Annotated in this window: 20 protein-coding genes; 19 read left to right on the top strand and 1 reads right to left on the bottom strand. The window is 66.3% G+C overall.

The genetic code is table 11. The annotated features are described in order from the left end of the window. Positions 1-260 precede the first annotated feature (260 nt). Positions 261-1163, bottom strand: coding sequence for a LysR substrate-binding domain-containing protein (locus tag AC06FP_RS09435; RefSeq protein ID WP_456118285.1), 903 nt, complete (start codon positions 1161-1163; stop codon positions 261-263). A gap of 96 nt (positions 1164-1259) precedes the next feature. Between AC06FP_RS09435 and AC06FP_RS09430 the strand changes: the two genes are divergently transcribed. The 19 genes from AC06FP_RS09430 (at position 1260) to rpsH (ending at position 14057) form a co-directional block, all read left to right on the top strand. Beyond that, on the top strand, positions 1260-2423 hold the full coding sequence (locus tag AC06FP_RS09430) for an MFS transporter (RefSeq protein WP_456118286.1): 1164 nt from the start codon (positions 1260-1262) through the stop codon (positions 2421-2423). Positions 2424-2480: 57 nt separating this feature from the next. Continuing rightward, on the top strand, positions 2481-3284 hold the full coding sequence (dkgB, locus tag AC06FP_RS09425; protein WP_478075287.1) for a 2,5-didehydrogluconate reductase DkgB: 804 nt from the start codon (positions 2481-2483) through the stop codon (positions 3282-3284). Between the two features lie 462 nt (positions 3285-3746). Then, a complete protein-coding gene (locus AC06FP_RS09420) occupies positions 3747-6479 on the top strand; it encodes a M14 family metallopeptidase (RefSeq protein WP_478075286.1) in 2733 nt (910 codons plus the stop codon). A 399-nt stretch (positions 6480-6878) separates the two neighbouring features. Then, positions 6879-7190 carry a 30S ribosomal protein S10 gene (gene rpsJ, locus AC06FP_RS09415; RefSeq protein ID WP_005408208.1) on the top strand — a complete coding sequence of 104 codons (312 nt, stop codon included), beginning with the start codon at positions 6879-6881 and terminating at the stop codon, positions 7188-7190. Positions 7191-7201: 11 nt separating this feature from the next. After that, on the top strand, positions 7202-7852 hold the full coding sequence (rplC, locus tag AC06FP_RS09410) for a 50S ribosomal protein L3 (protein ID WP_054663304.1): 651 nt from the start codon (positions 7202-7204) through the stop codon (positions 7850-7852). A gap of 12 nt (positions 7853-7864) precedes the next feature. After that, entirely contained in the window at positions 7865-8470 is a 606-nt protein-coding gene (gene rplD, locus AC06FP_RS09405) for a 50S ribosomal protein L4 (RefSeq protein ID WP_478075285.1), read from the top strand. Next, the gene (gene rplW / locus AC06FP_RS09400) at positions 8467-8766 is read left to right on the top strand and encodes a 50S ribosomal protein L23 (protein WP_054663307.1); all 300 of its coding nucleotides are present in this window, start codon (positions 8467-8469) and stop codon (positions 8764-8766) included. Before rplD ends, rplW begins: the two co-directional genes overlap by 4 nt. A 10-nt stretch (positions 8767-8776) precedes the next feature. Then, positions 8777-9604 carry a 50S ribosomal protein L2 gene (gene rplB / locus AC06FP_RS09395; RefSeq protein WP_056931946.1) on the top strand — a complete coding sequence of 276 codons (828 nt, stop codon included), beginning with the start codon at positions 8777-8779 and terminating at the stop codon, positions 9602-9604. A 6-nt stretch (positions 9605-9610) separates the two neighbouring features. Continuing rightward, entirely contained in the window at positions 9611-9880 is a 270-nt protein-coding gene (gene rpsS, locus AC06FP_RS09390) for a 30S ribosomal protein S19 (protein WP_104938139.1), read from the top strand. Between the two features lie 12 nt (positions 9881-9892). Next, positions 9893-10228 carry a 50S ribosomal protein L22 gene (gene rplV, locus AC06FP_RS09385; protein ID WP_054668596.1) on the top strand — a complete coding sequence of 112 codons (336 nt, stop codon included), beginning with the start codon at positions 9893-9895 and terminating at the stop codon, positions 10226-10228. Positions 10229-10230: 2 nt separating this feature from the next. Beyond that, positions 10231-10965 (top strand): 30S ribosomal protein S3, encoded by a 735-nt coding sequence (gene rpsC / locus AC06FP_RS09380; RefSeq protein ID WP_433853784.1) that lies wholly within the window; start codon positions 10231-10233, stop codon positions 10963-10965. Positions 10966-10970: 5 nt separating this feature from the next. Then, the gene (gene rplP / locus AC06FP_RS09375) at positions 10971-11384 is read left to right on the top strand and encodes a 50S ribosomal protein L16 (protein ID WP_054663318.1); all 414 of its coding nucleotides are present in this window, start codon (positions 10971-10973) and stop codon (positions 11382-11384) included. Then, positions 11384-11569 carry a 50S ribosomal protein L29 gene (gene rpmC, locus AC06FP_RS09370; protein WP_055767495.1) on the top strand — a complete coding sequence of 62 codons (186 nt, stop codon included), beginning with the start codon at positions 11384-11386 and terminating at the stop codon, positions 11567-11569. Before rplP ends, rpmC begins: the two co-directional genes overlap by 1 nt. A gap of 11 nt (positions 11570-11580) precedes the next feature. Next, positions 11581-11850: a 30S ribosomal protein S17 gene (gene rpsQ, locus AC06FP_RS09365; RefSeq protein WP_055767498.1), complete on the top strand. Its 270-nt coding sequence runs from the start codon at positions 11581-11583 to the stop codon at positions 11848-11850. 12 nt (positions 11851-11862) lie between these two features. Beyond that, complete coding sequence (gene rplN / locus AC06FP_RS09360; RefSeq protein ID WP_003479595.1) at positions 11863-12231, top strand: 50S ribosomal protein L14; 369 nt, start codon at positions 11863-11865, stop codon at positions 12229-12231. Between the two features lie 16 nt (positions 12232-12247). After that, positions 12248-12565, top strand: a complete 318-nt coding sequence (gene rplX / locus AC06FP_RS09355; RefSeq protein ID WP_054663326.1) for a 50S ribosomal protein L24 — start codon at positions 12248-12250, stop codon at positions 12563-12565. A gap of 11 nt (positions 12566-12576) precedes the next feature. Then, entirely contained in the window at positions 12577-13119 is a 543-nt protein-coding gene (gene rplE, locus AC06FP_RS09350; RefSeq protein ID WP_104938140.1) for a 50S ribosomal protein L5, read from the top strand. Positions 13120-13137: 18 nt separating this feature from the next. Next, positions 13138-13443 (top strand): 30S ribosomal protein S14, encoded by a 306-nt coding sequence (rpsN, locus tag AC06FP_RS09345; protein ID WP_054663332.1) that lies wholly within the window; start codon positions 13138-13140, stop codon positions 13441-13443. A gap of 215 nt (positions 13444-13658) precedes the next feature. Further along, positions 13659-14057, top strand: coding sequence for a 30S ribosomal protein S8 (gene rpsH / locus AC06FP_RS09340; RefSeq protein ID WP_456118289.1), 399 nt, complete (start codon positions 13659-13661; stop codon positions 14055-14057). Positions 14058-14063 lie beyond the last annotated feature (6 nt).

The raw sequence follows: 14063 nt of genomic DNA, 5'->3' as shown, positions 1-14063 counted from the left end.
TCGCGTCTTCCCCGTTCGCGGGGAGCGTGGAAGAAGGGCGGCCTCCGGGCCGCCCTTTTTTTGTTGCCGCCAGGGGATGGCAATCCTTCGGGGCGCCGGCAAGCAGGGGCGGAAATCGTTCTCGGCGGTTCCTGGTCGCCATCTTCCGGGCAGGCGGCGCTCCTGAGCGTCGTTGCCACGGGTACCCGGCACACGCTTTGGGCGAGGCCATTGCAGCCGTCATACGCGACCGGCCGGGATGACAGGATCGGACGCAAGCGTCAGCCGTCGAACGGATCCGTGCCCAGCGTTTCGACCACGTGGTCGACGAAGCAGGTGATCCGCGCGGCCAGTGCGGTGTTGCGGTAGTAGACCGCGTTGACCGGCTGGCGCACGTCCAGCGTCTGCGCGGCGAACAGCGGTACCAGCCGGCCCGCGTGGCGGTCCTGGCGGGTCATGAAATCGGACAGGCAGACGATGCCCTGTCCGGCCAGGGCCAGATGGCGCAGCGTCTCGCCGCTGGAGGACGCGACCGTCGGCCGGATGCGCAGCACGTTGCCGGCCGCATCGCGCAGCGGCCAGTCGTTGAGCGTTTCGGGCTGGGTGAAGCCCAGCAGGGAATGCCGGGCCAGGTCGCCGGGTTCGGCCGGCATGCCGTGGCGTTCGAGATAGGCGGGGCTGGCCAGCACCCGTACACGGCTGCCGCCCAGCGGGCGGGCGTGCAGGGTGGAGTCCTTCAGGCTGCCGATGCGGAACGCCACGTCGGTGCGCTTCTCGATCAGGTCGACGATGCCCTCGTTCGAATTCAGTTCCAGCTCGACCTCCGGGTAGCGCTCGCGGAAGCCGGCGACCAGCGGCACCAGCACGTGCAGCATGAAGGGCGTGGCCGCGTCGACCCGCAGCCGCCCCGCCGGGCGCATGCGCCTGGCGGCCATCTGCTCCTCGGCCTCGTCCACCGACGCGAGGATGGCGCGTGCGTGCTGCAGGAAGGTGGCGCCTTCCTCGGTCAGCTCCAGGCGCCGTGTCGTGCGCCGCAGCAGGGTGGTCTGCAGCTTTTCCTCCAGGCGCCCGAGCGCACGGCTGGTGGCCGAGATCGTCAGCCCCAGCAGTTCCGACGCGGCGGTGATCGACCCGGCGTCCACCACGGCCACGAAGGCCTGCAGTTCATCGAGGGTGGTCTTCATTGTTGATCCTGATTCAAATGAATAATGAAGACCACCCTCGATGATTGGTCGATACAGGGCTTAATCCGCAAATATTAGCCGGGCACACTGCGCGCCATGAAATCTTCCAACGCCCTGTTCGCCCTCGCCATCGGTGCCTTCGCCATCGGCACCACCGAATTCACCCCGATGGGACTGCTGCCCGTGATCGCCGATGGCGTGCAGGTCGGCATTCCCACCGCCGGCATGCTGGTCTCCGCCTATGCGATCGGCGTCATGGCCGGTGCGCCGGTGATGACCCTGCTGTTCAGCCGCTTCGGCAAGCGCGCGGCGCTGATGTGGCTGATGGTGCTGTTCACCGTCGGCAACCTGCTGTCCGCCTCCGCGCCGGGCTACACGACCCTGCTGCTGTCGCGCCTGGTCACCAGCCTCAACCACGGCGCGTTCTTCGGCATCGGCGCGGTGGTTGCCGCCAGCGTCGTGCCGAAGGACAGGCAGGCCAGCGCCATCGCCACCATGTTCATGGGCCTGACCATCGCCAACATCGGTGGCGTGCCCGCCGCGACCTGGATCGGCCAGCAGGTAGGCTGGCGACTGGCCTTCGGCGGTACTGCCGTGCTGGGCCTGGTCACCATCGCCGCGCTGTGGCTGGCGCTGCCCAAGGGCGAGCCGGGCACGCGCCCGGACGTGCGCCGCGAACTGAAGGTGCTGGCCCGCCCCGAGGTGCTGCTGGCCATGGGTACCACGGTGCTCGGCGCCGGCGCGATGTTCGCGCTCTATACCTATGTGGCGCCGGTGCTGGCCGAGATCACCCATGCCAGTCCGGGCTTCGTGGCCTTCGCGCTGGTGTTGATCGGCATCGGTTTCACCCTGGGCAACAGCATCGGCGGTCGCCTGGCCGACTGGTCGCTGGACGGCGCGACCAAGCTGATCCTTGGCGTGCTCGCGCTGGTCATGGCGGTGCTGCCGTTGGTGATGACCACCCATGTCGGCGCCGCCATCGGCCTGGTGGTCTGGGGCGCAGCCGCCTTCGGCATCGTGCCGCCGGTGCAGATGCGGGTGATGCAGGCCGCCGCCCAAGCGCCCGGCCTGGCCTCGTCGGTCAACGTGGGTGCGTTCAACCTCGGCAACGCGGTGGGGGCGGCCCTGGGTGGCGCCGTCATCGGCCAGGGGCTGGGCTACGCCGCCGTGCCGCTGGCCGGCGCCGCGCTGGCAGCGGGCGGCCTGGGCCTGGTGTGGCTGGGCAATGCCGGCCGCCGCCGGGTGGTACAGGGCGCCTGACCAACCGGTCCGCCGCGCGCGGACAGCCTCCATTTCCTTTCCTGCAGGAGTCATTCCATGAGCATTCCTTCCTTCGGTCTCGGCACTTTCCGCCTCACCGGCCAGACCGTCATCGATTCGGTGAAGTCCGCGCTCGAGCTGGGCTACCGCGCCATCGACACCGCGCAGATCTACGGCAACGAGGCCGACATCGGCCAGGCCGTCGCCGAAAGCGGTGTGCCGCGTGCGGACCTGTTCCTCACCACCAAGATCTGGGTCGACAACTACGCCGCCGACAAGCTGATCCCGAGCCTGCGCGAGAGCCTGGCCAGGCTGCGCACCGACCATGTCGACCTGGCCCTGATCCACTGGCCGGCGCCCGGCAATGGCGTCGAGCTGGCCGAATACATGGCCGCGCTGGCCGAAGCCAAAGAGCTGGGCTTGACCCGGCAGATCGGCGTGTCCAACTTCAACATCGAACTGACCCTGCAGGCCATCGCCGCCGTCGGCGCGGGCGAAATCGCCACCAACCAGATCGAACTCAGTCCCTACCTGCAGAACGGCAGGCTCACCGCTTTCCTGAAGGAACAGGGCATCGCCGTCACCTCCTACATGACCCTGGCCTACGGCAAGGTGCTCAAGGACCCCGTGCTGGCCGGGATCGCCGCCAGGCACGGCGCCACCGTGGCGCAGGTTGCCCTGGCCTGGGCGATGCAGCTGGGCCATGCGGTGATTCCGTCCTCGACCCGCCGCGAGAACCTGGCCAGCAACCTGCTCGCCCGCGACCTGGAGTTGGACGCCGAAGACATGGCGCGCATCGCCGCGCTCGAGCGCAATGGCCGCGAAGTCAACCCGGAAGGTCTGGCGCCGGCCTGGGACTGAGCGACAGCGGTCTGGCCGCCGGGGCCGCATCCGTAACGCCGGCTTGTGGGGCGGCGGCTGTCCGGGCGCCTCGGGCCGGCGCTGCATGCCGGATCACGGCGGCCTCCGCCGGCCGGATTTTCATGCGCTGGCGCGTGCTCTGGCGATGTGGGGCGCGCTGCGGTGATGCGGCGCAGGTGCCCCAGGGGGCCAACAAGCCGATGGCCGGTGCCATCGGCTCTCCGGCATTCTCCAGGGACGTACTCGACCAGTGTTGCAAGCCAGGGACCCCTCGCGCGGTCCCTTGGCGTTTGCGGATGGCGGAAAACGCCCGTTGCCCCGCTCTTGTATCCATGGGCCGCGCATGCGCGCGCACCGGCCACGGCACCGCCATGACCTTCGCTACGTGAAGCGGGGCGGCGGATGCGCCTAAGGTGTGTGATGGCCGTGCCACCGGCAGGAAAAACGCGAGGAGAAAACGGGATGTTGCGAATGACGGGACAGGGGCGGCGCAGGGCGCTGGCAGTGGCGCTGGCGGCGTTCGCCGCGGTGGCGCAGGCGGCGGCACCATCGCCGAAGGAGCACTTCGGTTTCACCATCGGCGACGATTACATGCTCGCCAACTACACCCAGACCGAAGCGTATTTCCGCAAGGTCGCGGCCAGCTCCGACCGTTTCCGGCTGGTCGAACTGGGCAGGACCTCGGAAGGCCGCCCGCAGCTGATGCTGATCGCCTCCTCGCCGGCCAACCTGGCGAAGCTGGACGAATACCGCGGCATCTCCGAGCGCCTGGCTCGGGCGCGCGACGACGAAGCGGTTGCGCGCCGGCTGGCCGGGCAGGGCAAGGCGGTGGTGTGGATCGACGGCGGCCTGCACGCCAACGAGACCGTCGGCGCGCACCAGCTGATCGAGACCGTCTGGCAGCTGGCCAGCCGCGACGACGCCGAGACCCGGCGCATCCTCGACGACACCATCGTGCTGCTGGTCCACGCCAACCCGGACGGGCAGGAACTGTATTCGGACTGGTACATGCGCGAACCGGTACCGGCCAGGCGCGTGCTCGACAAGCCGCCGCGCCTGTACCAGAAGTACGCCGGGCACGACAACAACCGCGACTTCTACATGGCCGCGCTGCAGGAGACGCGCAACCTCAACCTGGCCATGTACACGCGCTGGTACCCGCAGATCGTCTACAACCACCACCAGACCTCGCCCAAGGGCACGGTCATCGTGATCCCGCCGTACCGCGATCCCTACAACTACAACATCGACGCGATGATCCCGGTCGGGCTGGAGTCGCTGGGCTCGACGATGAACCTGCGCTTCCTGCAGGAGAACAAGCCCGGTGCGGTGTCCAAGGGCGGCAGCGTGTATTCCACCTGGTGGAACGGCGGCCTGCGCACCATGCCGTACTTCCACAACATGCTGGGCGTGCTGACCGAGATCACCGGCAACCCGACGCCGATGCAGATCCCGTTCCTGCCGGACCGGCAGCTGCCGGACAGCAACCTGCCGGCGCCGGTGCCGGCGCAGACCTGGCATTTCCGCCAGTCCATCGACTACAGCCTGACCGCCAACTGGGCGCTGCTGGACTACGCCTCGCGCAACCGCGAGCAGTTGCTGTGGAACATCTACCGCATGGGCCGCAATTCCATCGAGCGCGGCAGCCGCGACAGCTGGACGGCCAGCCCGAGCGCGCTGGCCAGGGCGCGCGAGGCCGCCGGCAAGGACGGCAAGCCGGCCGCGGAGCTGGACGCGGCGCAGGTGAAGGCGCTGCTGCGGCGCCCGGAGCAGCGCGACCCGCGCGGCTACATCATCCCCGCCGACCAAGCGGATTTCCCGACCGCGACCGCCTTCGTCAACGCGCTGCAGCTGGCCGGCGTCGAAGTGGAGCGCGCCACCCGGCCGTTCGCGGTGGGCGGCCGCAACTACCCGGCCGGCTCGTTCGTGGTCAAGGCCGACCAGGCGTTCCGGCCACATGTGCTGGACATGTTCGAGCCGCAGGACCACCCGCACGACTTCGAATACGCAGGGGGTCCGCCGATCGCGCCCTACGACTCGGCCGGCTGGACGCTGGCCTTCCAGATGGGCGTGGCATTCGACCGCGTGCTGGAGGGCTTCGACGGCCCGTTCGAGGCGCTGCCGGCCGGGCAGCTGCAGGTGCCGGCCGACGCGCCGGTGCCGGCTTCGGCCAATGGCTACCTGCTCGATGCGCGCGCCAACAACAGCGTGATCGCGGTCAACCGCCTGCTGAAGGCGGGCGTGCCGGTACGGCGCCTGCAGGACCGCGACGGGGCCTTCTTCGTGCCGGCGGCCTCACCCGAGGCGCTGGCCGCCGCCCTGCGCGGCACCGGCGTGCGGGCCGTTGCCGCCGATCGCCGCGTCGATGGCGGCGTGCCGGTGAAGGCGCCGCGGATCGCGCTGTGGGACCACTACGGCGGTTCCATGGTCTCGGGCTGGACCCGGCTGGTCCTGGACAGCTTCGGCTTCGACTATGAAGTGGTGTACCCGCGGCAGATCCTCGACGGCGACCTGCGCAGCCGCTTCGACGTGCTGATCCTGCCCAGCGGCGCGCTGCCGCTGCCCCGGGAACTGGCGATCGAGGGCAAGGCCGGGCGTGCGCCGGCGTCGCCGGACTCGGCCACCATCCCGGCCGAGTTCCACGCCATGCTCGGCGAACTGGACGGCGAGCCGGCGGTCGCCGCGCTGCGCCGCTTCCTGCAGGCCGGCGGCCATGTCGTCGCCACCGGTTCCTCCAGTGGCCTGGCGCTGCAGCTCGGCCTGCCGCTGCGCAGCCACCTGCTCGGCAAGGGGCCGGACGGCCAGCCGCGCGCGCTGAGCCAGCGCGAGTACTACATCCCCGGCAGCGTGCTGCAGGTGGCGGTGGACAAGTCGCGCCCGCTCAACTGGGGCCTGCCGCCGCGCCTGGACGTGTACTTCTCCGACGGCCGCTGGGACAATGCGCCGGTGTTCGACCTGCCGGCCGGCCGCGGCGACATCCGCCCGCTGCTGCGCTTCGACTCCGCCACGCCGCTGCGCAGCGGCTGGGCCTGGGGCCAGGAGCACCTGCAGGGCGGGGTGCTGGCCGCCGAGGCCGATGTCGGCGCCGGGCGCCTGACCTTCTTCGGCACCGACATCACCTTCCGCTCGCAGACCCACGGCTCGTTCAAGCTGCTGTTCAACAGCCTGCTGCAGGCTGGCGCCACCGCCGAATGAGGCGCGGGGCAGGGGGCGCGGCAGCGCGCCTCCGCCCCGGCATGGCCGGCAGCTGAAGCGCAAGAGGCGAAGAGCCCCCGGGACTTGCAAAGCCCAGGAAATGCTGACAGAATGCACGACCACTCGCGGGACTCATGCTTGCATGGGCTCCGCAACCAGCGAAATGAAGGGCAGGACGCGCTTCGTATTCGCCAGACTAAGGACAGGTCGCGTGGGTCGCTCCAGGGCATCGGGGCGCTTTCTGCGCGTTTGTTTGTGTCTGGGGCGGGCCGGGAAACCGGGCCGCCTTGCTGTTTTGAAGGGATTCGCGCGACGGCCGGGTGGCAAGGCCGCGCATTCATGGGGTCCGGTACACAAGAGGCCGGGCCTGTCGCTCTTTAGACCTATAGGAACACCGTCATGGCGGACCAAAAGATCCGGATTCGGCTGAAGGCGTTCGATCATCGCTTGATCGACCGCTCGGCCAGCGAGATCGTTGAAACGGCCAAGCGGACCGGCGCGCAAGTGCGTGGCCCGATCCCGCTGCCGACCAAGATCGAACGTTACACCGTTCTGGTTTCCCCGCACGTCGACAAGGACGCGCGTGACCAGTACGAAACCCGCACGCACAAGCGCGTGCTCGACATCGTCGACCCCAACGACAAGACCGTGGACGCGCTGATGAAGCTCGAACTGGCTGCCGGCGTCGACGTTCAGATCAAGCTGACCTGAGGACTGCGACCATGACGAAGAAGTATTCGTTGGGCTTCGTGGGCCGCAAGGCCGGCATGAGCCGCGTTTTCACTGAAGATGGCCAGTCCATCCCGGTGACCCTGATCGAAGCCACCCCGAACCGCATCGCGCAGGTCAAGACCGTCGAAACCGACGGCTACAGCGCCGTGCAGGTGACCGTCGGCGCCCGTCGCGCCGCCCTGGTGAACAAGCCAGAAGCCGGCCACTTCGCCAAGGCCAAGGTCGAAGCCGGCCGTGGCCTGTGGGAATTCCGCGTCGAGGACGCCCAGATCGGCGATTACGCCGTCGGTGGCGAAGTCAAGGCGGACATCTTCGCCGTCGGCCAGAAGGTCGATGTCCAGGGTGTCACCAAGGGCAAGGGCTTCCAGGGCACCATCAAGCGCTACAACTTCACCATGGGCGACGCCACCCACGGTAACTCGCTGTCGCATCGCGCGCCGGGTTCGTTGGGCCAGCGCCAGACCCCGGGTCGCGTTTTCCCGGGCAAGAAGATGGCCGGCCACATGGGTGCCGTGCAGCAGAGCACGCAGAACCTGGAAGTGGTCAAGGTCGACGTCGAGCGTGGTCTGATCGCCGTTCGTGGTGCCGTTCCGGGTGCTGCCGGTGGCGACGTGATCGTGCGTCCGGCGAGCAAGGCATAAGGAGAGATGACGATGGAACTCGTTATCACGGGTAGCAACAACAAGGTCTCGGTCTCCGAAGCCGTGTTCGGCCGCGATTTCAGCGAAGATCTGGTCCACCAGGTCGTCGTTGCCTACCGCAACGCCGCTCGCGCCGGTACCAAGGCACAGAAGACGCGCTCTGAAGTGGCCGGCACCACCAAGAAGTCGAAGAAGCAGAAGGGTGGTGGCGCTCGCCACGGTGCCCTGACCGCTCCGATCTTCGTCGGCGGTGGCGTCACCTTCGCGGCCAAGCCGCGCAGCTTCGAGCAGAAGGTCAACCGCAAGCAGTATCGCGCCGCCATGTGCGCCATCCTGTCCGAGCTGAACCGCCAGGGTCGCATCAAGGTCGTCGAGGCCTTCGACGTCGACGCCGTCAAGACCAAGGGTCTGGTGGAAAAGCTGGCCGGTCTGGAAGTGGGCAAGCGCCCGCTGATCGTGACCGAGGACGCTTCCGAATCGCTGTACCTGTCGGCCCGCAATCTGCCCTACGTGCAGGTGCGTGACGTGCAGGGTCTGGATCCGGTCGCGCTGGTCGGTGCCGACACGGTCGTCATCACCGCCGATGCGGTCAAGAAGGTCGAGGAGTGGCTGGTATGAGCAGCAACGAAAAAATCTTCAGCGTGCTGCGCGCTCCGCGAGTCTCCGAAAAGACCGCGCGCCTGCAGGAACTCTCCAACCAGTACGTCTTCGAAGTCTCGAACGAAGCAACCAAGGCCGATGTGAAGGCCGCGGTCGAGCAGCTGTTCGACGTCAAGGTCGAGGCAGTCAACGTGGTCAACGTCAAGGGCAAGAGCAAGTCCTTCCGTAACCGCGCTGGCCGTCGCGGCGATTGGCGCAAGGCGTACGTGCGTCTGGCCGATGGCCAGTCCATCGATGTAACGGCCAAGGCCTGAGGTACATCCCATGCCATTGATGAAATTCAAGCCCACCTCCGCAGGCCGTCGTTCGGCCCTGCGCGTGGTCACGCCCGATCTGCACAAGGGCGCACCGCACGCGGCGCTGGTGGAGTCGCAGAGCAAGTCCGGTGGTCGCAACCACCACGGCCGCATCACCACCCGTCACGTGGGCGGTGGCCACAAGCAGCACTACCGCATCATCGACTTCAAGCGCAACAAGGAAGGCATTCCGGCGCGCGTGGAACGCATCGAATACGATCCGAACCGCACCGCCCACATCGCCCTGCTGTGCTACGTCGACGGTGAGCGCCGCTACATCATCGCCCCGAAGGGCCTGAAGGCGGGTGACCAGGTCATCTCCGGCGCGCATGCGCCGATCAAGACCGGCAACACCCTGCCGCTGCGCAACATCCCGGTCGGTACCACCATCCACGGCATCGAGCTGAAGCCGGGCAAGGGCGCCCAGATCGCCCGCGCCGCCGGTGCTTCGGTGCAGCTGGTTGCCCGCGAAGGCATCTACGCCACCCTGCGCCTGCGCTCGGGTGAAATGCGCAAGGTGCCGGTCGAGTGCCGCGCCACCATCGGCGAAGTCGGCAACGACGAGCACAACCTGGAGAAGCTGGGCAAGGCCGGCGCCAAGCGTTGGCGTGGTGTCCGCCCGACCGTCCGCGGTGCCGCCATGAACCCGGTGGACCACCCGCACGGTGGTGGTGAGGCCAAGGCCGGCCAGGGTAACCCGCATCCGGTCACTCCGTGGGGTGTCCCGACCAAGGGCTACAAGACGCGCCATAACAAGCGCACCCAGCAGTTCATCGTCCGCGATCGTAGGGGCTAATCGACCATGGCACGTTCACTCAAGAAGGGCCCGTTCGTCGATCACCACCTCGTCAAGAAGGTGGAGGCCGCTGCGGGCAGCAAGAAGCCGATCAAGACCTGGTCGCGCCGTTCGATGATCCTGCCGGAAATGGTAGGCATCACCATCGCCGTGCATAACGGCAAGAACCACGTACCGGTTCTCGTCAACGAGAACATGGTCGGCCACAAGCTCGGCGAATTCGCCATCACCCGGACCTTCAAGGGTCACGGTGCTGACAAGAAGTCGGGCAAGTAAGGAGAGATGACGATGGAAGCGAAAGCAATCCTGCGCACCGCGCGCATCTCCCCGCAGAAGGCCCGTCTGGTCGCTGACCAGGTGCGCGGCCTTCCGGCCGAGCGTGCGGTCAATCTGCTGAAGTTCTCGGACAAGAAGGCTGCCGCCCTCATCAAGAAGGTGGTGGAGTCGGCCATCGCGAACGCCGAGAACAACCAGGGCGCCGACGTCGATGAGCTGAAGGTCAAGACCATCATGGTTGATGAAGGTCCGAGCCTGAAGCGCTTCATGGCCCGCGCCAAGGGCCGCGGCACGCGCATTCTCAAGCGCACCAGCCACATCACCGTGGTCGTGGGCGAGGGCAAATAACGATGGGTCACAAAGTTCATCCGATTGGTATCCGCCTGGGCATCGCCAAGGACTGGAACTCCAAGTGGTACGCCAACAAGGCCGAGTTCGCCAGCTACCTGGCGGCCGACCTGAAGGTCCGCGAGATGCTTCGCAAGAAGCTGGCGCAGGCCGGTATCTCCAAGATCCTGATCGAGCGTCCGGCCAAGACCGCGCGCGTGACGATCCACACCGCCCGTCCGGGCGTGGTGATCGGCAAGCGTGGTGAGGACATCGAGAAGCTGCGCAAGGAAGTGAGCGAAGTGATGGGCGTCCCGGCGCACATCAACGTCACCGAAGTGCGCAAGCCGGAGCTGGACGCGCAGCTGGTCGCCGAGTCGATCGCGCAGCAGCTGGAGCGTCGCATCATGTTCCGCCGCGCGATGAAGCGTGCGGTCGGCAACGCGATGCGCCTGGGTGCCCTGGGCATCAAGGTCAACGTGGCTGGCCGCTTGAACGGCGCTGAAATCGCCCGTTCGGAGTGGTACCGCGAAGGCCGCGTGCCGCTGCACACCCTGCGCGCCGACATCGACTACGGTTTCGCTGAGGCCAGCACCACCTACGGCATCATCGGCATCAAGGTCTGGATCTACAAGGGCGAAGTCTTCGATTTCTCCCAGGTTGGCCAGGAAAAGCAGGACGACAGCCCGCGCGGCGATCGCAACGATCGTGGCGATCGTGCCGACCGTCCGTCGCGCCCGGCTCGTGAAGCGAGGTAACGGCAATGTTGCAACCCAAGCGAACCAAATACCGCAAGATGTTCAAGGGCCGCAACGACGGCCTGAGCTGGAGCGCCAACGCCGTCAGCTTCGGTGAGTACGGCCTGAAGGCCACCGCTCACGGCCAGCTGACCGCGCGCCAGATCGAAGCGGCCCGTCGTTCGATCAGCCGTTACGTCAAGCGTGGCGGCAAGATGTGGATCCGCGTTTTCCCGGACAAGCCCATCACCAAGAAGCCCATCGAAGTCCGAATGGGTGCCGGTAAGGGTGGCGTGGAGTACTGGGTCGCCCAGATCCAGCCGGGCCGCATGATCTATGAAATCGAGGGTGTTTCCGAGGAAGTGGCGCGCGAGGCGTTCCGCCTGGCGTCGGCCAAGCTCTCGGTCACCACCACTTTCGTGACCCGGACGGTGCGCTGATGGACATCAAACAACTCCGCGAGAAGTCGGCTGACGAACTCAAGGCCCACCTGGTCGACCTGCGCAAGGAGCAGTTCTCGCTCCGCATGCAGGCCGCCACCGGCCAGCTGCCGAAGACCCACGAAACCCGCCGGGTGCGCCGCGAGATCGCTCGCGTCAAGCACCTGATCGGCAGCACGAAGTAAGGATGGCTGCGATGAGCGAAAATACTGAAAGCAAGACGCTGCGCACGGTCGAAGGCCGTGTCGTCAGCAACAAGATGGACAAGACGGTCACCGTGTTGGTGGAGCGCCAGGTCAAGCACGCCCTGTACGGCAAGTACATCAAGCGCTCGACCAAGCTGCACGCGCACGACGCCGAGAACACCTGCAATGAAGGTGATTTCGTGCGTGTGACCGAGATTGCGCCGCTGTCCAAGACCAAGAACTGGCGAGTGGTGGAAATCATCACCCGCGCAGCGAAATAAGGAGCCTGAATCATGATCCAGATGCAGAGCTACCTCGACGTCGCTGACAACTCCGGTGCCAAGGAAGTGATGTGCATCAAGGTGTTGGGCGGCTCGAAGCGCCGTTATGCCCACATCGGCGACATCATCAAGGTCACCGTGAAGGACGCGATCCCGCGCGGCAAGGTCAAGAAGGGCGAAGTGTACGACGCCGTCGTGGTGCGTACCCGCAAGGGTGTGCGTCGCGCCGACGGTTCGCTGATCCGTTTCGACGGCAACGCCGCCGTCCTGCTGAACAACAAGCAGGAGCCGATCGGCACCCGCATCTTCGGGCCGGTGACCCGTGAACTTCGTTCCGAGAAGTTCATGAAGATCGTCTCGCTCGCTCCCGAAGTGCTGTGAGCGACAGGAGATAATCATGGCTAACCGTATCAAGAAGGGCGACCAGGTCGTCGTCAACACCGGCAAGGACAAGGGCAAGCAGGGCGAAGTCGTCCGCGTCGACGGCGACCGCGTGGTCGTCGCCAACGTGAACATCGTCAAGCGCCACACCAAGCCGAACCCGCAGGCAGGCGTTGCCGGCGGCGTGGTCGAGCGTGAAGCTTCGATCCATATCTCCAACGTCAATGTCCTGAACCCGGCTTCGGGCAAGGGCGAGCGCGTTGGCTTCAAGGTGCTGGAGGATGGACGCAAACTGCGTGTGTTCCGCTCCAGCGGTGAGGCGATTGACGCCTGAGGAATGAGCTGATGACTTCCCGTCTCGAAAAAATCTACAAGGAAGAAGTGGTGCCGGCGCTGATGAAGCAGTTCGGCTACACCAATCCGATGGAAGTGCCGAAGCTGGTCAAGATCACCGTCAACATGGGCGTCGGCGAAGCCGCGACCAACAAGAAGGTGCTCGAGAACGCCGTGGCCGACATGACCAAGATCACCGGCCAGAAGCCGGTGGTCACCAAGTCGCGCATCTCGGTGGCCTCGTTCAAGATCCGCGACGGCTGGCCGATCGGCTGCAAGGTGACCCTGCGCCGCAACACCATGTTCGAATTCCTGGACCGCCTGATCAACATCTCGCTGCCGCGCGTGCGTGACTTCCGTGGCGTGTCGGGTCGTTCGTTCGACGGTCGCGGCAACTACAACATGGGCGTGAAGGAACAGATCATCTTCCCGGAAATCGACTTCGACGCCGTCGATGCGATCCGCGGCATGGATATCGCCATCACCACCACCGCCAAGACCGATGCGGAAGCGAAGGCGCTGCTGGCAGCGTTCAAGTTCCCGTTCCGTAACTGATCCGTCGAGGAAACCGAAATGGCAAAGACCTCCATGGTCAACCGCGACATCAAGCGGGAAAAGCTGGCCAAGAAGTACGCCGACAAGCGTGCGGCTCTGAAGAAGATCGTGTCCTCGGTGGACGCGAGCTACGAAGAGAAGATCGAAGCGGCGGCCAAGCTGTCCAAGCTGCCGCGCGATTCGTCGCCGAGCCGTCAGCGCAACCGCTGCGAACTGTCGGGCCGCCCGCGCGGCGTGTACCGCAAGTTCGGCCTGGGCCGCAACAAGCTGCGCGAAGCCACCATGCGTGGCGACGTGCCGGGCCTGCGCAAGGCCAGCTGGTAAGAAACCCCGCGCCGGGCCGCCAAGGCCCGGCCGGCGGGCCGGAAGGGCGACCTGCCGGCAATACAGGGAGTCCGACGCAAGTCGGACTTTTTGTCGTATACTCCCGCGTCTTGCCCGCTTGAAAACGTGGGCGACGTTGGAAAGGGCCCCGGCCCATCCCGGGAAAACTCGAGATTTTCGCGAAAGCGGATATCGGTGCACTCAAAGGCATATACATGAGCATGACTGATCCCATCGCCGACCTGCTGGTCCGCATCAAGAATGCGGCCGCGGTTGGCAAGCAGACGGTGAAGGCGCCGTCGTCCAAGATCAAGGTGGCGATTGCCCAGGTCCTGAAGGACGAGGGCTACATCACCGACCTGCGCGTCAACCAGCTGGAAAACAACAAGGCCGAGCTGGAAATCGTCCTGAAGTACTTCGAGGGCAAGCCGGTCATCGCGACCCTGAAGCGCTACTCGCGTTCGGGCCTGCGCCAGTACCGTGGCAAGAGCGAGCTGCCGAAGGTCCTCAACGGCCTGGGCATTGCCATCATTTCCACCTCCAAGGGCATCATGACCGATGCGCAGGCGCGCCAGCAGGGCGTCGGCGGTGAAGTCCTGTGCTTCGTGGCCTAAGCGAGA

Source organism: Stenotrophomonas sp. Steno-Z2 (assembly GCF_056393235.1).
This window is presented reverse-complemented; position numbering and strand designations above follow the sequence as displayed.

Bases quoted from the DNA above. Each gene is read 5' to 3' on its own strand.
- AC06FP_RS09435 (WP_456118285.1), bottom strand. From the start codon at position 1,163: ATGAAGACCACCCTCGATGAACTGCAGGCCTTCGTGGCCGTGGTGGAC.
- AC06FP_RS09430 (WP_456118286.1), top strand. From the start codon at position 1,260: ATGAAATCTTCCAACGCCCTGTTCGCCCTCGCCATCGGTGCCTTCGCC.
- dkgB (WP_478075287.1), top strand. From the start codon at position 2,481: ATGAGCATTCCTTCCTTCGGTCTCGGCACTTTCCGCCTCACCGGCCAG.
- AC06FP_RS09420 (WP_478075286.1), top strand. From the start codon at position 3,747: ATGTTGCGAATGACGGGACAGGGGCGGCGCAGGGCGCTGGCAGTGGCG.
- rpsJ (WP_005408208.1), top strand. From the start codon at position 6,879: ATGGCGGACCAAAAGATCCGGATTCGGCTGAAGGCGTTCGATCATCGC.
- rplC (WP_054663304.1), top strand. From the start codon at position 7,202: ATGACGAAGAAGTATTCGTTGGGCTTCGTGGGCCGCAAGGCCGGCATG.
- rplD (WP_478075285.1), top strand. From the start codon at position 7,865: ATGGAACTCGTTATCACGGGTAGCAACAACAAGGTCTCGGTCTCCGAA.
- rplW (WP_054663307.1), top strand. From the start codon at position 8,467: ATGAGCAGCAACGAAAAAATCTTCAGCGTGCTGCGCGCTCCGCGAGTC.
- rplB (WP_056931946.1), top strand. From the start codon at position 8,777: ATGCCATTGATGAAATTCAAGCCCACCTCCGCAGGCCGTCGTTCGGCC.
- rpsS (WP_104938139.1), top strand. From the start codon at position 9,611: ATGGCACGTTCACTCAAGAAGGGCCCGTTCGTCGATCACCACCTCGTC.
- rplV (WP_054668596.1), top strand. From the start codon at position 9,893: ATGGAAGCGAAAGCAATCCTGCGCACCGCGCGCATCTCCCCGCAGAAG.
- rpsC (WP_433853784.1), top strand. From the start codon at position 10,231: ATGGGTCACAAAGTTCATCCGATTGGTATCCGCCTGGGCATCGCCAAG.
- rplP (WP_054663318.1), top strand. From the start codon at position 10,971: ATGTTGCAACCCAAGCGAACCAAATACCGCAAGATGTTCAAGGGCCGC.
- rpmC (WP_055767495.1), top strand. From the start codon at position 11,384: ATGGACATCAAACAACTCCGCGAGAAGTCGGCTGACGAACTCAAGGCC.
- rpsQ (WP_055767498.1), top strand. From the start codon at position 11,581: ATGAGCGAAAATACTGAAAGCAAGACGCTGCGCACGGTCGAAGGCCGT.
- rplN (WP_003479595.1), top strand. From the start codon at position 11,863: ATGATCCAGATGCAGAGCTACCTCGACGTCGCTGACAACTCCGGTGCC.
- rplX (WP_054663326.1), top strand. From the start codon at position 12,248: ATGGCTAACCGTATCAAGAAGGGCGACCAGGTCGTCGTCAACACCGGC.
- rplE (WP_104938140.1), top strand. From the start codon at position 12,577: ATGACTTCCCGTCTCGAAAAAATCTACAAGGAAGAAGTGGTGCCGGCG.
- rpsN (WP_054663332.1), top strand. From the start codon at position 13,138: ATGGCAAAGACCTCCATGGTCAACCGCGACATCAAGCGGGAAAAGCTG.
- rpsH (WP_456118289.1), top strand. From the start codon at position 13,659: ATGAGCATGACTGATCCCATCGCCGACCTGCTGGTCCGCATCAAGAAT.